Genomic DNA, 18,815 nt, shown 5'->3' with positions numbered 1-18,815 from the left:
GGGGGGGTGTGTTGGTCCCGCGCCCCGGGGCGGGGGGGCGGCCGCCCGGGGGGGCGGGGGGGGCGGGCCCGGCAGGGGGGGCCGGCCCCCGCCCCCTCCGGGGTGTCGTTGCGGTGCCGGTCAGGCCTGGGAGCCGGAGACGGCCTTGCGGCGGCGGGCGCCGAGCCAGACCGCGGCGCCGCCCGTGGCGACCAGGGCCGCGGCCAGGGCGGAGTACAGGCCGGTGTGGGAGTTGGCGCCGGTGTTCGCGAGGGTGCCCGAGCCCGTGGTGGTGGTGCTGGTGGTGCCCCCGGCGGCCGCGGTCGTCGAGGCGGAGGCAGACGGCGAGGCGGACGCGGAAGCGGTCGTCGAGGCGGACGGCGACGGGGAGGCGGACGTGGTCGGCGACGGCGAGGGTGAGGACGAGGTGGCCGGGGCGAGCTCGATCTTCCCCGTGGCGGCGGCGATGACCTTGGGGTTGCCCTTGGTGAAGGCGACGTTCGCCTTCAGCTCGATCTGGGCGGCCATCGTCAGCTTCGTCTTGGGGACGAGCTTGACCTGGAGGCGGGTGGTGCGTTCGCCGGAGGCCGCGCCGAAGCCCTCCGAGATGACCGGCAGGTCGAAGGCGACGCTGTCGCTCTTGACGTCCTGCCACGTGCCGCCGACCTGCGCCCGCACCTGGAAGTCGGGCGTGCCGAAGCCGGCGGCCTTCAGCTCCAGCCGGGTGGCCAGCGGGGTGTGGAACGCGCCGTCGCCGTCGGCGAGGTACTTCACGTTCAGCTCCAGGCAGTCGGGCGCCGTGCTGCCCTGGCAGGCGCCGAAGCCGTCGAACCAGGTGTTGAGCTTGCCCGCCTTGAAGACCGAGTCCGTCTTCAAGGTGTGGGAGGCGGTGCCGTCCTTCGCCAGCTCGGGGGAGGGCAGCACGTCCAGCTTGAAGTCGCCGAGGTTGGTCGGGTAGTTCGCGCCGAGGCCGATGGTGACCTTCCAGGTCAGCGTGCGGTTCGCCGGCACCTCGTAGCCGTCGCCGGCCGGCTTGCCGGCCGCGTGGAACGTACCCTGCCAGCCGCCGTCCTTCTGCTCGATGAAGGAGGTCGTCGGCTGGCCGTCGGCCGCCACGACCTTGAAGGTCACGTCGTCCTTCTGTAGCGGGCTGGGGCCGGACGGGGTGCCGATGAGCTGCGGGTGGAAGACGGCGGCCTTGTCCGAGGTGTTGGTCACCGTCAGCTCGAAGGTCTCGGCCGCGCCGCCCCGCTTCAGCGGGCCGCTCGGGTCCGGGTCAGCCATCGTGACCTTCAGGACGCCGGTGCCGTCGCTCGGGGCGGCGTACGCCGACAGCGGCATGAGGGCGGTGCCGGCGACGGCGGCGACCACGGCGGTGGCGGCAGCGGCGCGGACGGTGCGGCGGGCGGCGGTGCGAGCGGGCATGTGCGGATTCCCCCCAAGGAACCAAACGGGCAGGCGCTCCGTGCGGAACGGGCGCCGGCGGGAAGGCGACGGCGAAGTGCGCGCAACGGCCGCGGCAAGAGTGCCGGGCCGGCCGGTGAGGCGGTGCGGATGGTGCAGGTGGTGCGGGTGGTACGCGGCCTCGCGCGCGGGCCGCTACTGCCAAGTACTGATCTTCACATAAGCCATACGGGCGATGCATCCCCCATGTGTCACCGCTGTGCAACAGGACCCCGGGAGCCATTCCCATACCTCCTGACCTGCGCTAACAGGTATGAGAGGCTCCGCTTCCGGCCCGGCCCGGCCCGATGGCCACCCGGCCGCCCGGCCGCCCGGCTACGCCCCGAGGTGCGCCAGCGAGCCCGCCGGATAAGGCGTTTCCGCAGGCAGCAGGGCGCGCGCCGCGGCCCCGTCGCCGGCCCGCACCAGGGCGTGGATCTCCCGTGCCAGCGGCGTGACATCGCGGATGGAGATCGTCCACTCGTCGGCGTACGCCCGCGAGGCCGGCCCCGACAGGCCCAGCTGGAGCGAGCGGTACGGCAGCGGGTTCAGGTGCAGGTCCCGCTCGGGGTCCCACTGGACGCGGGCCGGGGAGTCGCGCAGGGACCGCTGCCAGGCCTCGCGGTCGGCGTGCGTGCCCGGCTCGTAGTGCGACAGGCAGGCGCGGCGCAGGGCCTCGTCGAAGCCCTCGCGGGTGATCTCGACGGCCAGGACGGTTTCCTGGTCGGTCTTCGTGGCCCAGCCGCAGCGGTACATCATCCACAGGAACGACGGCTTGATCCAGGTCATCCGCTCCCGCTTCCAGGCGGCCGGGAACCGGCCGTCGCGGGCCGCCGGGAGCCCGAGGTGGGGCGCGTACGCCTGGTAGACGGTGATGGTGGTGTCGGTGTGGGCGGCGCGGACCTGCCGGTGGGGCGCCGTCTGCGCCTGCGCGGCCCGCGGGGGCGTGCGATCGGACATGGGGGTCAGCCTGGGCCGTGGACCCCCGCGTCGGCCAGCGGTTTTCGCCGCCCGCGACCGCTGGGCGCTCCGCGGGAAGTGTCGCGCCGGGCCGCGAGCGTCTGCGGGCCCGGTGCGGCCGGTCGCGCAGTTCCCCGCACCCTTCAGGATGCCGTCGAGCCGCAGCGGCCGGCGCCGCCACGGCGGCTCAGAGGTGCTCCTCCTCCAGCTCCGCGACCCCGGTGATCCGGTGCAGGGCGTACGTCCGCACCTCGTCGGCCGTGTGGTCGTAGCCGGTGACGAAACCGCCCTCCACCCGCACCGGGGCGATGACCCGCTGGCTCGCCGCCCCCTCCGCGTTCACGTAGCCGATCCACACCGACGACCCCGTCAGTGCGGCCGCCTGCACCGTGGCCAGGGTCTCCGCCGCGCTGGTGCGCGGGAGTTCGCCGGGCGCCGGCGCGGACCCCGCGGATCCGCCCGCGGACCCGCCGGCGCCCGCGCCCGCGCGCACCGGCTCCTTGCGGACCGCCGTCGCCGCGCGGTCGCCCGCCCGGATGGCCCGTACGGCCGCCCCCAGCAGGGTCTCGTCCGGCACCGGCGGCCCCTCCGGCACCGGTACGGGCTTCGCGCGCGCCGGAGTGCGGCGGGCGTCGGCCCGGGCCACGAGCACGTCGCCGGTGTGGGATTCGGCGGCCGGGGCGTAGCCCATCGCCCGCAGCCCGTCGAGCAGGGCGGTCGGGTCGGCCTGCGCGGCCAGCACGGTCGGGGCGAGGCGGCGCAGGCCCAGCCCGGCGGACCGCTTGTCGGCCAGGATCTCGTTCAGCATGCCGTCGTCGTCGCAGCGCACGTACGAGGAGGCGGCCCCCACCCGCAGGTGGCCGTGGCGCCGGGCCACGTCGTCGATCAGGTACGCCAGCGGCTGCGGGACCGGGGTGATGCTGTGCTCGCCGAGGAAGGCGTGCAGGTCGGACGCGGTCCGGCCGGCGTCCAGGGCCCGCCGGACCGAACCTGGCGTGAACCGGTAGACCGTCGCCCCGCCCTTCGACTCCACCTCCGCCAGCACCGCCAGCACCTCGCCGAGCGGCCGGCGCAGCGGCCCGGGCGCCACCGCCGTCAGGTCGGCCTGCAGCAGTACGTGGTCGACCGGCTCGGGCAGCAGCGGGGCCAGCAGCGGCGCCGGGTCGCGGTGCTCCAGCAGGGCGCGGCCGGGCCCGGAGAGCGCACCGCGGCCGGTGACGCCGAGCGCTTCGGCCTCGGTGAGCGTGAACCGGGCGAGGCGGGCCCGCAGTTCGCTGGTGCCGCGGACCGGCCGCTCCCAAGCGAGCCGGTCCAGGAGGACCTCCGGGTCGGGGGAGCCGCCTTCGGGGAGGGCGGCGAGGAGTTCCAGGACGCGGTGGCGCACCTCGGGCGCGCCGGAGCGGTCGAGTCCGGGGCCCAGGGCGGCGAGGGCGCGGCCCTTCGGGTCCTGTTCGCCGACCGTGCCGGCCGTGCGGGTGGCCGGCAGCCAGGCCTCGGCGAGGGCCGACCAGCGTTCGGCGGGCGGGAGTTCGAGCCAGTCGTCGAAGGCGGGGGTGGGCGCGTACCGCTCGTCGGCCTCGCCGTCGCTGGCCAGCAGCCCGGCAGCGTAGGCGAGTTCGACCCAGAACGCGGCGGTCGGCTCGTCGGTGTCCAAGGTGGCCGCGGTCCGCTTGAGGTCGCGTACGGACAGTCCGCCCGCGCGCAGCACCGGGGGGCCGGCGTGCTCCCAGGACTTCACCAGCTCCTCGACGGTGGCGAGGGCCGCCAGGGCCTGGCCGGCCGCGTTGGCGTCCACCAGTTGGGGACGGTGCTCGCGCTGCGCCGTCACCGGCGGTGCGAGCGGCTCCGGGGCGCGGTGCGCGAGACCGCCCCGCAGGTAGAGGGCCACCTCGCGCGGCAGCACCACCGTCCGCGGCGACGCCGGCAGCAGCAGGCCGCGGTCGCGCAGCCAGCGCACGGGCGGCGCCGGGTCCGGGGTGACCTCCCCGTAGGGCGGCCCCCACACCAGCCGGTCCAGCACCTGCCGGGCTTCCGGCGGGGCCGCTTCCAGCAGGGCCGCCATCCGCGCCGGGTCGGTGAACAGGTCGGTCAGTGCCGCCACCGCCGACACCGGGTCGTGGGTGGCGGGCAGCCCGGCCGCCGCGACGATCTCCTGGACCCGGGTCGGGGACATCCCGGCCGTGGCCTCGGCGACGGTCGGGCCCAGGCCGGTCGGCGAGGGGCGGGCGGCGGACGGCGCGAGGAGCTCGCGGGCGGTGCGGACCAGGCGCAGCCGGTCGTCGTCGCCCCAGACGAGGGCCTGGTCGCGCAGGGTGGCCAGGGCGCGGGGGAGCTCGGCGCGGGTGCCGTTGTCCGCGGCGACAGCGGGAGCCGCGGGGGCAGTGGGGGCTTCGGGGCCGCCGGGGGCGTGGGTGCCGGCGAGCAGCGACTCCAGCACCTCGTACGGGCACGGGTCCGGGGCCACCGCGAGGGCTTCCGCGGTCTGCAGCGCGAACCGGTCGAGCCGGTCCAGGGCGCGGACCACCGAAGCCCGGGTCCCGGCCCGGGTCGCCAGCTGTGTCACGTCCCCCGGCACCGGGCTCAGCAGGTCCGGGCGGGCGTGCAGCAGGGCGGTGAGCGCCGCGTCGTCGCGGGCGCGCAGCGCCTCGGCGAGGGAGCGCGGGGCGCTGCTGCTTGCTGTGGCGCTGCTCGGCTCAGGCACGGTCGCCTCCTGGTCGCGTCGGCCGGTCCCCATCCGGCCAACGTTATCCGCTGCGCCCTCGGAGGCTCCACGGGCCGCACGCGCTACCTTTCGGGAGGGTGGTACGGGGCGGTACGGGAGGAGCCGGGCATGGAGATCGAGAGCGACCACCTCGTCTATGCATATCTGAGCCGCGTCGGGGACTTGGCGCAGCAGCGGCAGATGCCGTCCGGTGACCGGATGCGGCTGGTGGCGGGGCTGCGGGACGAGATCGACCGGCGGCGCGCCAAGTACGAGCCGGAGACGCCGGACGCGGTGCGCGGCATCCTGGAGCGGATCGGCACCCCGGAGGACGTCCTGGACGGCGCCGGCGCGCCTCCGGCGGAGGTCGCGGAACCCCGGGCGGAACCCCGGGCCGGGGCGGGGGCGGTCCCGGCGCAGCGCGGCCCGGGCCGCAGCCGGCCCGCGAAGGGCGCGGCGGGCTCCGACGAACCCGACTGGTGGCGGATCCCCGCGAGCCCGTACGGCACGGGGCGGCAGGGCGGCGGGCCGCAGGTGGAGGGCTTCACGGGCGGGATCGAGATCCCGGAGCTGTTCGCCCGCCCGGAGGACCTCGACGCCGCGGAGGAGGGGGGCGAGGCGGCCGGGGCCGGGGCCGCCGCGAAGCCAACCCTCGCACGCTTCCTGCGGGACCGGTGGCGCGCGAGGAAGTCCGCCCCGGCGGCGGAGGAAGCCGCCGCCAAGGCCCCGGCGGCGGCCGCGGTGCCGCGTCCCAGGCCGCACGTCTTCCTCCTCTTGGCCGCGGGCGTCCTGGTGGCCGGAGCCGTGGTCGGTTCGTGGCTGCTGCTGATCGGCGGCTGGGTGCTGGCGTACGCGTCCCGGGTGCTGGGGCCGACCGAGCGGAAGGCGGTCGTCTTCGGGGTGCCGGGGGCGGTGTTCGCGGGGGCGGTGGTCTGGCTGTGGGGCCGGCTCGAAGGGCGCTGGGGTGCGCCGCTGACGGACGAGGGTCTGGGCGGCGTCTTCCAGGGCATGTGGCCCTGGCTGGCCCGGGCGGCGGCGCTCGCCTCGGCCGCGTACCTGGTGTGGCGCTCCCGCCGCCGTTGACTCCGTCCGGCGGCGGGGCCCGCTTCCGGGTCCCCTCCGCCGGCCGTCGGCTGCGGGGCGTGGTCGGCTGGTCGCGCAGTTCCCCGCGCCCCTGGGTGGCTCGGCCCGGACCGGCTTGCGGCGGACCGGGTGGGGGTGTTCGCACGGGGTTCGGGGCGGGGTCGCGGGGGGTTCAGGTCCGGCAGGGCCGCGGTCGGCACAATGGCCGGTATGACCTCCGAGACCTTCGGGCCCGCCCCGGGCTCCGCCGCCCCGCTGACCGTCGGGTTCGATCTCGATATGACGCTCATCGACTCCCGCCCCGGCATCAAGGCCGCCTACCAGGCGCTGTCGGCCGAGACGGGGACGTTCATCGACGCCGACGAGGCGGTGACCCGGCTCGGGCCGCCGCTCGACGAGGAGCTCGCCTACTGGTTCCCGCAGTCGGAGATCGAGGCCATGGCCGACCGGTACCGGGCGCTGTACCCCTCGTACGCCATCGAGCCGACGCCGGCGATGCCCGGTGCCCGGGAGGCGATCGAGGCCGTCCGGGAGCTCGGTGGCCGGGCGATCGTCGTGACGGCCAAGCACGAGCCGAACGCCCGCCTCCACCTCGACCACCTGGGCATCCGCCCGGACGCGGTCGTGGGCTGGCTGTGGGCCGAGGCCAAGGCGGAGGCGCTGCGCGCGTACGGGGCGCAGGTCTACGTCGGGGACCACGTGGGCGACGTGCGCGGCGCCCGGACCGCGGGCGCGCTGTCGGTCGCGGTGCCCACCGGCCCGTGCCCGGAGCCGCAGCTGCGGGAGGCGGGCGCGGACGTGGTGCTGCCGGACCTCAAGGCGCTGCCGGAGTGGCTCGCGCAGTACGTCCGTCAGCGTCGGGTGGGGACGCCGGTCTGAGCGGGGCTCAGCCCCCCGCGGGGCCCCCGGTGCTGGCGCGTGCGGCCTTCCGCTGGGCCGCCGCGGAGCGGAGCACGCCCGCTGCGGAGATCGCGAAGCCGACCCCCATCAGCATGCACATGGCCCACGCGTAGGACGGCAGCGGCTCGGTGTGGAGGAACAGCGGGGCCATCGTGGCCAGCGTGGCCACGGCGCCGAGGATGAAGACGATGCCACCGGCCCGCACGAGTCCGTCGCCGGGCCGCGGTTCGTCGGTGTGAGGAGTAACAGTCACCCGACCAGGGTAGTTCCCTGGCCTGAGCAGCCGACAGCGAAGAGCCGGCGAAGGACCGGGGATCGTCTTGTCACCTGCCCATCGCCCACTAGCCTGGAGTCGGCGGGTCACTCATGACCCGCTGCGCTGTTGTCCGGAGCCGCTGCGGCGGCCGCCCGGACCCGACGAGCAAGGACAGAGGACAGACGTGCCCACCGGCAAGGTCAAGTGGTTCAACAGTGAGAAGGGCTTCGGCTTTCTCTCCCGGGACGACGGGGGTGACGTCTTCGTCCACTCGTCGGTACTCCCGGCCGGGGTCGACGCACTCAAGCCCGGCCAGCGCGTAGAATTCGGCGTTGTCGCAGGTCAGCGTGGGGACCAGGCCCTGTCGGTGACGGTGCTGGACCCGACGCCCTCGGTGGCTGCCGCACAGCGGCGCAAGCCGGACGAGCTGGCCTCGATCGTGCAGGACCTGACCACCCTGCTGGAGAACATCACCCCGATGCTGGAGCGCGGCCGCTACCCCGACAAGGTCCACGGCGCGAAGATCGCCGGTCTGCTCCGTGCGGTTGCCGACCAGCTCGACGTCTGACGTCGTCTGACGTTCCCACACGTCCCACGGTGCCCCGCCGCTCTTGCGAGTGGCGGGGCACCGTCGTTTCCGGGCCGTTTCGGGGCCGGTTACGGGAAGGCCAGCGCGTCCGGTGCGATCGCCGGTACCAGACCCTCCGCCGCCGCCCGCGTGAGCAGCCCGCGCACCGCCGCGTAGCCCTCGTCACCGAGGCCGGCGGTGAACTCGTTCACGTACAGCCCGATGTGCTGGTCGGCGACGGCCGGGTCCAGTTCCTGCGCGTGCGCCCGCACGTACGGGCGGGAGGCCTCCGGGTCGTCCCAGGCCATCCGGACCGAGGTGCGGGCGGATTCGGCCAGCGCCCGCAGGGTCCCGGCGCCCAGCGACCGCTTGGCGATGATCGCGCCGAGCGGGATCGGCAGGCCGGTGGTGGTCTCCCAGTGCTCGCCCATGTCGGCCAGGCAGTGCAGCCCGTAGTCCTGGTAGGTGAACCGCGCCTCGTGGATGACGAGCCCCGCGTCCACCCGGCCGTCCCGCACGGCCGGCATGATCTCGTGGAACGGCAGCACGACGACCTCGCCGACGCCGTCCGGCAGCACGTCGGCGGCCCACAGCCGGAACAGCAGGTAGGCGGTGGAGCGCTCGCTCGGCACCGCGACCGTCCGCCCGGTCAGGTCCAGGCCCGGCTCCCGGGCGAGGACCAGTGGCCCGCAGCCCCGCCCCAGCGCCCCGCCGCACGGCAGCAGCGCGTACTCGTCGAGCACCCAGGGCAGGACGGCGTACGACACCTTCAGCACGTCCAGCTCGCCGCGCTCGGCCATGCCGTTGGTGAGGTCGATGTCGGCGAAGGTGACGTCGAGGGCGGGGGCGCCCGGCACCCGGCCGTGCGCCCACGCGTCGAAGACGAAGGTGTCGTTCGGGCAGGGCGAGTAGGCGATCGTGAGCGGGTGCTCCCCGTCAGGATGCGCGGCCGTGCTCAGGTCGGTGCTCATGGCGTTCTCCCCAGTGGACGAGTACGGGCCCCAGCGCGCGGAATCCCGCGGTCAGGGCGGCCAGTGCGTCCCCGATGCGCCAGGCGGCCCGGTCCCGCGGCCCGACGGCATTGGACACGGCGCGGATCTCCAGGACGGGCAGCCCGTGCGCCGCGGCGGCCTCGGCGACCCCGAAGCCCTCCATGGCCTCGGCCCCGGCCTGCGGGTGCCGGGCGGCGAGCTCGGCGGCGCGGGCGGCACTGCCGGTGACGGTGGAGACGGTCAGCACGGGCGCGAGCAGCGCTCCGGTGGCCTCGGCGGCGCGGGCGGCGAGCTCGGCCGGCGGCAGGTGTGCGCTGCGGCCAAAGCCGAGCTCCTGCACCGTCAGGAAGCCGTCCGGGGTATCGGCCCCGAGGTCGGCGGCGACGATCGCGTCGGCGACGACGAGCGAGCCGGGCGGGGCGGCGGGCTGGAAGCCCCCGCCGATGCCGGCGGAGACGACGAGCGTGTAGTCGGCCAGCGCGAGGGCGGTGGCCGTGGCGGCCGCGGCGGCGGCCGGGCCGACACCGGCGACGAGCACGTCGGCGGCGAGGCCGGGCAGATCGCGGCGGGCGAGGCGGTAGCCCCCCGGGAGCGCGCGCGGCTCCGGCGTGGCGGGGTCCGCGTGGGGTGTGAGTCCGGTGGCGACGGAGTCGGCCTCCGCCGCCACCGCGGTCACGATGAGCGCGCGCACGGTCGCCTGCGCGGGGTTACTTGAGCTTGACGTTGTAGGCCCAGACGGCGAGCGGCTTGCCGTCCGCGCTGATCTGGACGATGTTCAGCTTCTTCGAGGACGGGGCCTCGCCCTGGCCGCCGGTGGCGAAGATGTCGGCGCCGGGGAAGCTGCGGTAGGTGTTGGCGGACGGCTCGGTGATCGGCTGCCCGTCCAGGACCGCCTGCCAGCGGTTGCCGTCCTCGACGACCTCGGGCTCGACACCCAGCCGCAGGGTGTCACCGCGGCCGTACTCGATGGTCTTGGCGTCCTTCGCCTCGGTCAGGCACTCCTGGACCTTCTCGATGGACAGCTCCGCGCTGTCCTGGCAGACGGCTTCGGCGGACACCGACGAGGTGCCGACCGTCACGGTCGTCAGCGGCGTCGGCTTGTCGCAGGCGGAGAGGACGAGGAGGCCGGCGGACACGGCTCCGAGGGCCGCGACGCTGCGGCGGCCCTTACCCGAGATAAGCGGTGCGGTCATGAGCCGAAGGCTATCGGGCCCATGGGCTCCCCCGCCGCACGGGGTCCCGCCGACCTGCGGCGTGCCGCCACGGGCCCACCCGGCCAGGCCCGTCGGACCCACCCGGCGGCCGGGCCGGTCTGCGCGGCCGCCCGGTCTGCGCGGCGCCCGGTCTGCGCGGCGCCCGGTCTGCGCGGCCGGACCGGTCAGGCCACGCGGGGGCGCGGGGAGCCCGAGTGGTGGCGGGGGGCCGACAGCAGGCCGCGTACGGCCATCGTGGTGCCCGCGGCGACGATCGCGGCGGCCACCGCCATCCCCAGCGCCCCGTTCAACGGCAGCACGATGCCGATCGCGCCGCCCAGCACCCACGCCATCTGCAGCAGCGTCTCCGACCGGGCGAACGCCGAGGTCCGCACCGCCTCCGGCACGTCCCGCTGGATCGTCGCGTCCAGCGACAGCTTCGCCAACGCCTGGCAGAACCCGGCCGTGGCCCCCAGCACCGCCACCATCACCCCGCTGAAGAGCACCGCGGCGAGGATCGCGACCACGAGCGTCAGCGAGAGCACGGCCGCGATGATGCCCTCCGGGGCCCGCGCCTTCAGCCAGGCGCCGACCGCCGTTCCGCTTGCGTTCCCGATGCCCGCGCAGACGCCGACGATGCCCAGGGAGACCGCGGCGCTCTGCCCGGCGAGTGGCTGCTCGCGCAGCAGGAACGCCAGGAAGAAGATCAGGAACCCGGACAGGCCGCGCATCGACGCGTTGGCCAGCAGGCCGCACAGCACGGACCGGCTGACCGTGCGCAGCCCCGGCCGCTTCGAGTGCGGCTCGTGCGTGGACAGCCGGGCCCGCCGCTCGCCCTTGGCCTCGTCCACCTTGTGCGGCAGCGTGAACGCCGCGAACGCACCCCCGAGGAAGATCACGCAGGCGCCGTACAGGGGCCACTGCGGGCCGATCGTGTTCAGCCCGGCCGCGACCGGCGCCGCCGCGCCCGTCGCGAGCAGTCCCGCCAGCGTGACCCGCGAGTTGGCCTTGACCAGCGAGAACGCCGGTGGCAGCAGCCGTGGCACCACCGCGCTGCGGACCACCCCGTACGCCTTGGACGCCACCAGTACGCCCAGCGCCTCCGGATACAGTTCGAGGCCACCCGTCGCCACCGCGCCCGACATCAGCAGCGCGAGCGCCGCCCGCGCGAGCATCGCGGCGGCCATCGCGGCGCGCCGCCCGTGCGGCAGCCGGTCCAGCAGCGGCCCGATCACCGGCGCCAGCACCGCGAACGGCGCCATGGTGATGGCGAGGTAAAGGGCGACCCGGCCGCGTGCCTCGTCCGTGGGGACCGAGAAGAACACCGTGGACGCCAGCGCCACGGTGATCATCACATCGCCGGCGCCGTTGACGGCGTGCAGCTCGATCAGTTTGCCGAGGCCCGACTCGCCCGCCCCGTGCGCGTGCGTCGCCCGCCGGATCCCGCGCGCCGTACCGGTGACGGGAAGGTGCAGGGCACGCCCGACCGCCCGGACGGCCCGTCTGGCCGGTCCCGAGCCGTCACGCGACGACCGTGCGGGTGCCACACTCGACATAGTGCCCCACACGCCTGCCGCGGTCCCGTCCCGGCGCGCTCCGCAACCGCACCGGGCCGCCCGCGACAGGAGTCCGGAATCGCGTTCCGGTTATGGTCGCGTAGCAGGGTTGTCCGCGAATCGGACCTTGCATGTGGGCCACGGGCGTCGGAGGAGGTAGCGTGCGTAGCGCGCCACCGGCGGTTGCTCTTGGCCGCGCGCCTCTTCGCGATCCCGCAGAATGGATTGCAGGTGGGTGTGCCCGAGGCCGATCGGGCGCGGACGTCGACGCGGCCCTCAGGTCCGCTCCGCTCGCGCCACGTACGGACAGGACCGACGGGTCGTTGTGGACGACAGTACGGACGGCGCACTCGTGAGACGGCGTAGGAGAGAACGAGACCTGTGAGTGCTGCGACGACGCGAAGCCGGACCCCCGACCGCCTGTGCGCCGAGGCGGTGGACCTCGCCCGTACGGCGGCCGAGGAGATCGCCGCGCCCGGGGTCGTGGGCGAGCACGTGTCCGTGATCGCGGAAGGTGACCGGGTCGTCACGCACTTCTTCGAGTGCACGGACCCCGGCTACCGGGGCTGGCGGTGGGCCGTCACCGTCACCCGCGCTTCCCGCGCGAAGAACGTCACACTCGACGAAGCGGTGCTGTTGCCCGGCTCCGACGCCCTCCTCGCCCCCGAGTGGGTGCCGTGGAGCGAGCGGCTGCGCCCCGGCGACCTCGGCCCCGGTGACCTGCTGCCCACCGATGCCGACGACCTGCGGCTGGAGCCCGGCTACTCCGGCGAGGACGCCCCGCCGCCGAACTCCCCCGTCTCCCACGAGATGGCCGAACTGGTCGAGGCCGAGGACGCCGACGTCACCGACCGGCGCACCGTCGTCCCCGCCCGCGGCTCGATCACCGCGGTCGCGGAGGAACTCGGCATGCGGCGCGCCCGCGTCCTGTCCCGCTACGGCCTGCACACCGCCGCCGACCGCTGGGACGAGGGGTACGGCGCCAAGACCCCGATGGCCCAGGCGGCGCCCGCCTCCTGCGTCTCCTGCGGCTTCCTCGTCGCGATCGGCGGCTCCCTGGGCCAGGCCTTCGGCATCTGCGCCAACGAGTTCGGCCCCGCCGACGGGCACCTGGTCTCCCTCTCGTACGGCTGCGGCGGCCACTCCGAGGCCGCGGTCATGCCGAAGCCGCTGCGGCCCGCACCGCCCGTCCTCGACTCCATGGCCGCAGACGAGTTCCCGCTGCGCCCCGCCCCGGACACCGGCTCGGTGCCGACGGCGGACCTGCCGGCCGCGGACCTCGGGCACTCGTAACCCCCGCTCCGCCCGGGGCGCGCACCGCAGCCCTCACACCGCAGCCCTCTGGCGCGCCGGCCCGCACGGCGTACCCTCGGCGCATGGGGGACAGGGTGGGGGACGTGGTGGGGAACACGGCGGGGGACGAGGCGCGCGGCATGGTCGGGCGCGAGGGCCGCGTCACCGGCACGGTCGGGCCGGGCCTCGTGGGCGAGGTCATCGTACGGATCCGGGGCGGGGCCGAGCACTTCCTCGCGTACCCGGCCCCCGGGACGCGCCGGCTGCCGGTCGGGACGATGGTCACGGTGGTCGAGTACCAGCCGCCGCGCACGGTGTACGTGATGGCGGCATACGGAAGCTGAGTTGGCAACGGGGCAACGCCCTTTGTGACTCGGTACCAAGACGGCGACAACACCGGGCCGACGTCTTCTGCCCCGGGCCGGGGCGGGCGCACACTCGCACTCTCGTCAGTGCCGAACGGCACTGCGCCAAGGGGGGAGTTGCCGATGGACGTCGGCGTCATCGCGGGAGTCGTTCTCGTTGCGGTCCTTGCCCTGGTCGGCCTGTTCAAGCTCATGTGGCGGGTGGCCGAACCCAACGAGGCACTGGTCATCTCCGGTTCGGCGCACAAGACCGAAGGCCTGGGCGACGGCATGGGGTTCCGGATCGTCACCGGCCGCGGCACGCTGGTCGTTCCGGGCGTCCAGGCGGTGCGGAAGCTGTCGCTGGACCTGAACGAGACGCAGCTGTCGGTGGACTGCGTCACCCACCAGGGCATCCCGCTGCGCGTGAAAGGCGTGGTGATCTTCAAGATCGGTGACGACCTCGTGTCGATCGCCAACGCCGCACGCCGCTTTCTGGACCAGCAGAAGATCATGCCGGAGCGGGTCCACATCGTCTTCGCCGGCCATCTGCGCGCCATCGTCGGCGGATTGACGGTCGAGGACATGATCCGCGACCGGGAGAAGCTGACCGGGCAGACCCGGGCCGCCTGCGGTACGGAGATGGAGAAGCTCGGCCTGATCGTCGACTCGCTGCAGATCCACGAGATCGAGGACCCGACGGGCTACATAAAGAACCTTGCGATGCCGCACGCCGCGGCCGTGCAGCGGGACGCGCGCATCGCCCAGGCCGAGGCGAACCGGCTGGCGACGGAAGCCGAGCAGACCGCGTCCGCGCGGATGGCGGAAGCCACCCGTGACAGCGAGATCCTGCAGGCCGGCTACCAGGCCGAACGGGACAAGGCCGCGGCCACCGCCCGGCAGGCGGGCCCGCTGTCCGAGGCCGCGGCCCGGCAGGAGGTCGTCGTCCAGGAGACCCGGGTCGCGGAGTTGGTGGCGTACCGGCGGGAGCAGCAGCTCCAGGCCGACGTCCGCAAGCCGGCGGACGCGGCGGCGTACGAGATCCGGACCCGGGCCGAGGCGGAGCGCGACGCCCGGATCTCCGCGGCCCAGGCGCTGGCGCGGGAGACCGAGCTGGCGGCGGCCGCGGAGGCGACGCGGGTGACGACCGCGGCGACGGCGGACGCGGCCGCGACCGAGGCGCGCGGCATGGCGGCGGCGAAGGCGACCCGCGTCACCGGTGAGGCGGAGGCGGCCGCGACGGAGGCGAAGGGCCTCGCGGAGGCGGCGTCGGCCCGGGCGAAGGGCCTCGCCGAGGCGGAGGGGATCAAGGCGCGGGCCGCCGCGCTGGCGGAGAACCAGGAGGCGGTCGTCGCCCAGCAGCTCGCCGAGAACTGGCCGGCGATCGTGCGGGCGGGCGCCGGGGCGTTCGAGAAGGTGGACCACATGGTCCTGCTGAACGGGGCCGAGGGCATGTCGGAGATGTTCACGAAGGCCCTGACCATGGGCGGCGCGGGACTGGGCCTGGCCCGTCAACTCCTGACCACGATGTCTCCGCCGACCCCGGAGCCGGTCCCGGCCCCGGCGACTGCGGCCCCCGTCCCGGCCCCGGCGGTCCCGGAGCCGCCGACCGCTCCGACGCGCATCCCCATCGCGGACGCCTGACCGCCATCCGTCCCGGGGGCCGCCCCGCCGCCGATCGGCCGCGGGCCGCCGGTGGCTGTTCGCGCAGTTCCCCGCGCCCCTGAGCGGGACCCCTGCCCGCCGGGTGACCAGTTCGGGGAACTGTGCGCTCGGCGGGCCCCGGACCCCGGGTTCCGGGGCGGGGCGGCGGGGGAGTGTCTAGGCTCGGGGCATGAGGCTCTTCGCCGCCGTCATCCCGCCGCCCGCGGCCCTGGACGAACTCCGCCGGGCCGTGGACTCCGTCCGGGACCGCCGGCTCCGCTGGACCGCGGAGCCGGGCTGGCACTTCACCCTCGCCTTCATGGGCGAGGTCCACGACGAGGTCCTCCCGGACCTCCACGCCCGTCTGGCCCGCGCCGCCCACCGCACGGACCCGTTCCCCCTGCGCCTCCACGGCGTCGGCCATTTCGGCAACCGCGCCCTGTGGACCGGCGCGGCGGGCGGGATCGACACGATGCGGCTGCTCGCCGAGCGGGCCGACGCGGCGGCCCGCCGGGCGGGCGTGCCGATGGAGCAGCACCGCCGGTACACCGCCCACCTCACCCTGGCCCGCAGCCACGGCGGCACCCCGATGCGCCCGTACCTGGACGCCCTCGCCGGCTTCGAGGGCACGCCCTGGCAGGTCACGGAGCTCAGCCTGGTCCGCAGCAACCTGCCGGGCGGCGGTGTGGCCGGGGAGCGTCCCCGCTACGAGGTCGTCGGGGCCTGGCCCCTGGGTGGCGCCCCGGCCGGCTGACCCCGTCGGCCCGTCGCCCCCTCCGTGCGGGGAGCGGCGGCGTTCGCGTTAGGCTCGACGGGTGGATCCCAAGACCCGTAACCGTGTGATGGCCGGTGTGCTCGTGCTGATGTTCGTCGTCGTGGCCGTGGCCGCCGCCGTCGGGCAGTAGCCGGCAGCGGCCCCCGCCCCGCTACCAGGCGAAGGCCTCCGGTGACGTCCCCGGTCCCGGGAAGACCTCGTCGAGCCCGTCCAGGACCTCCTGCGCCAGCTCCAGCTCCACCGCCCGCACCGCGGACGCGAGCTGTTCCGGCGTACGCGGGCCCACGATCGGCCCCGTGACCCCGGGCCGGGTCAGCAGCCACGCCAGGGCCGTCTCGCCCGGCTCCAGCCCGTGCTTGTCCAGCAGGTCCTCGTACGCCTGCACCTGCGCCCGTACGGCCGTGTTGGCCAGCGCGTCCGCCGACCGCCCGGAGGCGCTGCGCCCGGACGAGGCCGCCTTGCGGATGGCACCGCCGAGCAGCCCGCCGTGCAGCGGCGACCACGGGATGACCCCGAGGCCGTACTCCTGCGCGGCCGGGATGACCTCCATCTCGGCACGCCGCTCGGCCAGGTTGTACAGGCACTGCTCGCTGACGAGGCCGAGCCGGCCGTGCCGGGCCGCGGTCTCGTTGGCCTGGGCGATCTTCCAGCCGGGGAAGTTCGAGGAGCCGGCGTAGAGGATCTTGCCCTGCTGGACGAGGACCTCGACCGCCTGCCAGATCTCCTCGAAGGGGGTCTGCCGGTCCACGTGGTGGAACTGGTAGAGGTCGATGTAGTCGGTGTTCAGGCGCTTGAGGCTCGCCTCGACGGCCCGCCGGATGTTCAGCGCCGACAGGCGGTCGTAGTTGGGCCACGACTCGCCCTCGGGGGCCATGCTCGCGAAGACCTTGGTGGCGAGGACGGTCTTCTCGCGGCGGCGGCCGCCCTGCGCGAACCAGGTGCCGATGATCTCCTCGGTGCGGCCCTTGTTCTCGCCCCACCCGTACACGTTGGCCGTGTCGAAGAAGTTGATGCCGGCGTCGTGCGCGGCGTCCATGATGGCGTGGCTCTCGGGTTCCCCGGTCTGGGGGCCGAAGTTCATCGTGCCGAGTACGAGTCGGCTGACCTTGAGTCCGGTGCGTCCGAGCTGTGTGTACTTCATGGGCACCAGCCAACTGGGTGGAGCGCACTCCAGGCAAGTGCCGTGTGCGAAGGGCGTGTTACGGGTCGTTACGCCGGACCGGCGGGGCGGTAGGGGCCGCCGATGCCCCAGGCCTGGTGCAGGACGGCCGCGAACTCCCCGGCCAGGCGGTGCTCGCCGGAGGCGTTGGGGTGGGTGCCGTCGTAGGTGTCGCGGTGGATGTCGTACGAGGCGGGGCGTGCGCCCAGCAGGACCGGCGAGGCGTCGGTGGACAGGTCGGCGACGGCCTTGGCGAGGAGCTCGTTGAACCGGGTGACCTCGGCGGCGAACAGCTCGTCCTCCTCGGCCCGGCTGTTCGGTATCACCGGCAGCAGGACCATCCGTATGCCGGGGCGGGCGGCGCGCGCCGCGGCGACGAAGCGGCGCATGTTGGCGGCGGTTTCCTCGGCGCCGGTGTAGAAGCCGAGGTCGATGAGGCCGAGGGAGACGAGCAGGACGTCGGCCCGGCCGGCGGCGACTGCGGGGCCGATGACGGGGGCCATGTGCTGCCAGCCCTCGCCCCAGCCGGCGAGGTGGCGGCGGGCGCGCTCGGGGAAGCCGGGGTCGGCGTACGCGTGGCTGGTCGGCGCGTCGGCGTGGGTGTCGTACAGCTCGCAGCGCGGACCGACGATCCGGTACGGGCCGCCGAGGGTGGCGTTGAGGTGCTGCCACATCCGGTAGCGCCAGGTGTAGTCGCCGGCGCGTCCGATGGTCATGGAATCGCCGACGAACATGAAACGCATCCGGTCATCATCGCGGATCACACGCCGGACGCCCCTGTGACGCCGGACACGCGGACCGCTTTGGCAGGCTGGGGTCATGCGCCTGCCGTTGCCGTCATCGTTCGCTTCCACCGCCGCCTGTGCCGCGGCCGCCGCCGCCCTCGCGGTGGCCCCGGCCCGGGCGGCCGCCGCGCCCGCGCCCACGCCCGCACCGGCGCCCGCACCGACCGGGTTCACCCTCACCGATCCGCGGATCAAGGAGTCGAGCGGGCTGGCGGCGAGCCGGAGCCATCCGGGCGTGTACTGGACGCACAACGACAGCGACGACGGCCCGTACGTGTACGCGGTGGACTCGGCGACCGGGAAGACCGTGGCGCGTCTGACGCTGACCGGCATCGGCAAGCCGCGCGACGTCGAGGCGGTGTCGGTGGGGCCGGACGGGAAGGTGTACGTCGGCGACATCGGCGACAACCGCAACGGCACCTGGGACCACGTGTGGATCTACCGCTTCCCGGAGCCGAAGCAGCTGTCCGACGCCACGGTCGAGGCGGAGCAGTTCACGGTGAAGTACGCCGACGGGCCGCGCAACGCGGAGGCGCTGATGGTGCATCCGGTGACGGGGCGGGTGTACGTCGTGAGCAAGAGCGAGGACAAGGGCGGGGTGTACGAGGGCCCGGAACGGCTGACCGGGTCGGGGACCAACGTGTTCCGGCGGGTGGCGGACGTGCCGTGGGTGACGGACGGGGCGTTCTCGCCGGACGGGAGCCGGCTCACGCTGCGCGGCTACTTCTTCGCACGGACGTACCCGTGGAAGGACGGCCGGCCGGAGGGCGAGGGCGAGCGGGTGGACGCGCCGTGGCAGGGCCAGGCGGAGTCGGTGACGTACTCGCCCGACGGGTCGACGCTGCTGTTCGGGGCGGAGGGGGAGGGCAGCCGGGTGGTGGCGGTGCCGGTGAAGCCGGCCGCGGGTGGCCCGGCCGGCTCCCCCGGCCCCGCGGCCCCGGCCTCGCCGGGGACCACGCCGGGCGCCGCGGCCCCGCAGGGCGAGGGCGGCTTCACCAAGGGAGCAGCGGTCCTCCTGCTGGGCACGCTCCTGGTCCTGGGCGCCAGGCGCCTGCTCCGCCGCCGCCCCACCTCCTGACCGCCCCAGCCGCGCCCCCGGGGGCCGCCCGCCGCCGCCGATCGGCCGCGGGCCGCCTGTGGTTGTTCGCGCAGTTCCCCGCGCCCCTGGTGGCCCTGCCCGGACA

Annotated in this window: 18 protein-coding genes; 8 read left to right on the top strand and 10 right to left on the bottom strand. The window is 75.1% G+C overall.

All coding sequences use genetic code 11. The features are described 5' to 3' along the window. Positions 1-120: 120 nt before the first annotated feature. From ACFVGY_RS25225 to ACFVGY_RS25215, 3 genes are all read right to left on the bottom strand, one after another. Positions 121-1,404, bottom strand: coding sequence for a hypothetical protein (locus ACFVGY_RS25225; protein WP_385680998.1), 1,284 nt, complete (start codon positions 1,402-1,404; stop codon positions 121-123). Between the two features lie 354 nt (positions 1,405-1,758). Further along, positions 1,759-2,382: a DUF4291 domain-containing protein gene (locus ACFVGY_RS25220; RefSeq protein WP_385680996.1), complete on the bottom strand. Its 624-nt coding sequence runs from the start codon at positions 2,380-2,382 to the stop codon at positions 1,759-1,761. A 187-nt stretch (positions 2,383-2,569) separates the two neighbouring features. Then, positions 2,570-5,116: a helicase C-terminal domain-containing protein gene (locus ACFVGY_RS25215; RefSeq protein ID WP_385680994.1), complete on the bottom strand. Its 2,547-nt coding sequence runs from the start codon at positions 5,114-5,116 to the stop codon at positions 2,570-2,572. 96 nt (positions 5,117-5,212) lie between these two features. Here ACFVGY_RS25215 and ACFVGY_RS25210 point away from each other — a divergent pair, with 96 nt between their 5' ends. Continuing rightward, the gene (locus tag ACFVGY_RS25210) at positions 5,213-6,166 is read left to right on the top strand and encodes a hypothetical protein (protein ID WP_385680992.1); all 954 of its coding nucleotides are present in this window, start codon (positions 5,213-5,215) and stop codon (positions 6,164-6,166) included. A gap of 201 nt (positions 6,167-6,367) precedes the next feature. After that, positions 6,368-7,045: an HAD family hydrolase gene (locus ACFVGY_RS25205; protein WP_385680990.1), complete on the top strand. Its 678-nt coding sequence runs from the start codon at positions 6,368-6,370 to the stop codon at positions 7,043-7,045. A gap of 7 nt (positions 7,046-7,052) precedes the next feature. On the opposite strand, the gene ACFVGY_RS25200 is transcribed toward ACFVGY_RS25205, so the two are convergent. Next, positions 7,053-7,319 carry a hypothetical protein gene (locus tag ACFVGY_RS25200; RefSeq protein WP_385680988.1) on the bottom strand — a complete coding sequence of 89 codons (267 nt, stop codon included), beginning with the start codon at positions 7,317-7,319 and terminating at the stop codon, positions 7,053-7,055. A 187-nt stretch (positions 7,320-7,506) separates the two neighbouring features. On the opposite strand from ACFVGY_RS25200, the gene ACFVGY_RS25195 reads away from it, so the two are divergent. After that, entirely contained in the window at positions 7,507-7,890 is a 384-nt protein-coding gene (locus ACFVGY_RS25195; protein WP_046507938.1) for a cold-shock protein, read from the top strand. 89 nt (positions 7,891-7,979) lie between these two features. On the opposite strand, the gene ACFVGY_RS25190 is transcribed toward ACFVGY_RS25195, so the two are convergent. The 4 genes from ACFVGY_RS25190 to ACFVGY_RS25175 all read right to left on the bottom strand — a co-directional run bounded on the left by ACFVGY_RS25190 (position 7,980) and on the right by ACFVGY_RS25175 (position 11,631). After that, positions 7,980-8,861, bottom strand: coding sequence for a 1,4-dihydroxy-6-naphthoate synthase (locus ACFVGY_RS25190; protein WP_385680986.1), 882 nt, complete (start codon positions 8,859-8,861; stop codon positions 7,980-7,982). Continuing rightward, entirely contained in the window at positions 8,827-9,573 is a 747-nt protein-coding gene (locus ACFVGY_RS25185; protein WP_385680984.1) for a futalosine hydrolase, read from the bottom strand. Before ACFVGY_RS25185 ends, ACFVGY_RS25190 begins: the two co-directional genes overlap by 35 nt. A gap of 16 nt (positions 9,574-9,589) precedes the next feature. After that, positions 9,590-10,075, bottom strand: a complete 486-nt coding sequence (locus tag ACFVGY_RS25180) for a DUF2771 domain-containing protein (protein WP_385680983.1) — start codon at positions 10,073-10,075, stop codon at positions 9,590-9,592. Between the two features lie 185 nt (positions 10,076-10,260). Continuing rightward, on the bottom strand, positions 10,261-11,631 hold the full coding sequence (locus ACFVGY_RS25175; RefSeq protein WP_385680981.1) for an MFS transporter: 1,371 nt from the start codon (positions 11,629-11,631) through the stop codon (positions 10,261-10,263). Between the two features lie 381 nt (positions 11,632-12,012). On the opposite strand from ACFVGY_RS25175, the gene ACFVGY_RS25170 reads away from it, so the two are divergent. From ACFVGY_RS25170 to thpR, 4 genes are all read left to right on the top strand, one after another. Continuing rightward, positions 12,013-12,924: a DUF3027 domain-containing protein gene (locus ACFVGY_RS25170; RefSeq protein ID WP_385680979.1), complete on the top strand. Its 912-nt coding sequence runs from the start codon at positions 12,013-12,015 to the stop codon at positions 12,922-12,924. A 140-nt stretch (positions 12,925-13,064) separates the two neighbouring features. Then, positions 13,065-13,268 (top strand): hypothetical protein, encoded by a 204-nt coding sequence (locus tag ACFVGY_RS25165; protein ID WP_385681054.1) that lies wholly within the window; start codon positions 13,065-13,067, stop codon positions 13,266-13,268. Between the two features lie 138 nt (positions 13,269-13,406). Then, positions 13,407-14,912 (top strand): SPFH domain-containing protein, encoded by a 1,506-nt coding sequence (locus ACFVGY_RS25160; RefSeq protein ID WP_385680977.1) that lies wholly within the window; start codon positions 13,407-13,409, stop codon positions 14,910-14,912. 190 nt (positions 14,913-15,102) lie between these two features. Next, entirely contained in the window at positions 15,103-15,666 is a 564-nt protein-coding gene (thpR, locus tag ACFVGY_RS25155) for an RNA 2',3'-cyclic phosphodiesterase (protein ID WP_385680975.1), read from the top strand. A 172-nt stretch (positions 15,667-15,838) separates the two neighbouring features. On the opposite strand, the gene ACFVGY_RS25150 is transcribed toward thpR, so the two are convergent. Both ACFVGY_RS25150 and ACFVGY_RS25145 read right to left on the bottom strand, forming a co-directional pair. Then, complete coding sequence (locus ACFVGY_RS25150; protein WP_385680973.1) at positions 15,839-16,828, bottom strand: aldo/keto reductase; 990 nt, start codon at positions 16,826-16,828, stop codon at positions 15,839-15,841. Between the two features lie 68 nt (positions 16,829-16,896). Continuing rightward, positions 16,897-17,589, bottom strand: coding sequence for a GDSL-type esterase/lipase family protein (locus ACFVGY_RS25145; RefSeq protein ID WP_385680971.1), 693 nt, complete (start codon positions 17,587-17,589; stop codon positions 16,897-16,899). Positions 17,590-17,665: 76 nt separating this feature from the next. Here ACFVGY_RS25145 and ACFVGY_RS25140 point away from each other — a divergent pair, with 76 nt between their 5' ends. After that, entirely contained in the window at positions 17,666-18,709 is a 1,044-nt protein-coding gene (locus ACFVGY_RS25140; RefSeq protein ID WP_385680969.1) for a WD40 repeat domain-containing protein, read from the top strand. Positions 18,710-18,815: the final 106 nt, after the last annotated feature.

It is taken from the genome of Streptomyces sp. NPDC127106 (assembly GCF_042677605.1).
GTDB lineage: Bacteria > Actinomycetota > Actinomycetes > Streptomycetales > Streptomycetaceae > Streptomyces.
This window is presented reverse-complemented; position numbering and strand designations above follow the sequence as displayed.

Bases quoted from the DNA above. Each gene is read 5' to 3' on its own strand.
- ACFVGY_RS25225 (WP_385680998.1), bottom strand. From the start codon at position 1,404: ATGCCCGCTCGCACCGCCGCCCGCCGCACCGTCCGCGCCGCTGCCGCC.
- ACFVGY_RS25220 (WP_385680996.1), bottom strand. From the start codon at position 2,382: ATGTCCGATCGCACGCCCCCGCGGGCCGCGCAGGCGCAGACGGCGCCC.
- ACFVGY_RS25215 (WP_385680994.1), bottom strand. From the start codon at position 5,116: ATGGGGACCGGCCGACGCGACCAGGAGGCGACCGTGCCTGAGCCGAGC.
- ACFVGY_RS25210 (WP_385680992.1), top strand. From the start codon at position 5,213: ATGGAGATCGAGAGCGACCACCTCGTCTATGCATATCTGAGCCGCGTC.
- ACFVGY_RS25205 (WP_385680990.1), top strand. From the start codon at position 6,368: ATGGCCGGTATGACCTCCGAGACCTTCGGGCCCGCCCCGGGCTCCGCC.
- ACFVGY_RS25190 (WP_385680986.1), bottom strand. From the start codon at position 8,861: ATGAGCACCGACCTGAGCACGGCCGCGCATCCTGACGGGGAGCACCCG.
- ACFVGY_RS25180 (WP_385680983.1), bottom strand. From the start codon at position 10,075: ATGACCGCACCGCTTATCTCGGGTAAGGGCCGCCGCAGCGTCGCGGCC.
- ACFVGY_RS25175 (WP_385680981.1), bottom strand. From the start codon at position 11,631: ATGTCGAGTGTGGCACCCGCACGGTCGTCGCGTGACGGCTCGGGACCG.
- ACFVGY_RS25165 (WP_385681054.1), top strand. From the start codon at position 13,065: ATGGTCGGGCGCGAGGGCCGCGTCACCGGCACGGTCGGGCCGGGCCTC.
- thpR (WP_385680975.1), top strand. From the start codon at position 15,103: ATGAGGCTCTTCGCCGCCGTCATCCCGCCGCCCGCGGCCCTGGACGAA.
- ACFVGY_RS25150 (WP_385680973.1), bottom strand. From the start codon at position 16,828: ATGAAGTACACACAGCTCGGACGCACCGGACTCAAGGTCAGCCGACTC.
- ACFVGY_RS25145 (WP_385680971.1), bottom strand. From the start codon at position 17,589: ATGCGTTTCATGTTCGTCGGCGATTCCATGACCATCGGACGCGCCGGC.
- ACFVGY_RS25140 (WP_385680969.1), top strand. From the start codon at position 17,666: ATGCGCCTGCCGTTGCCGTCATCGTTCGCTTCCACCGCCGCCTGTGCC.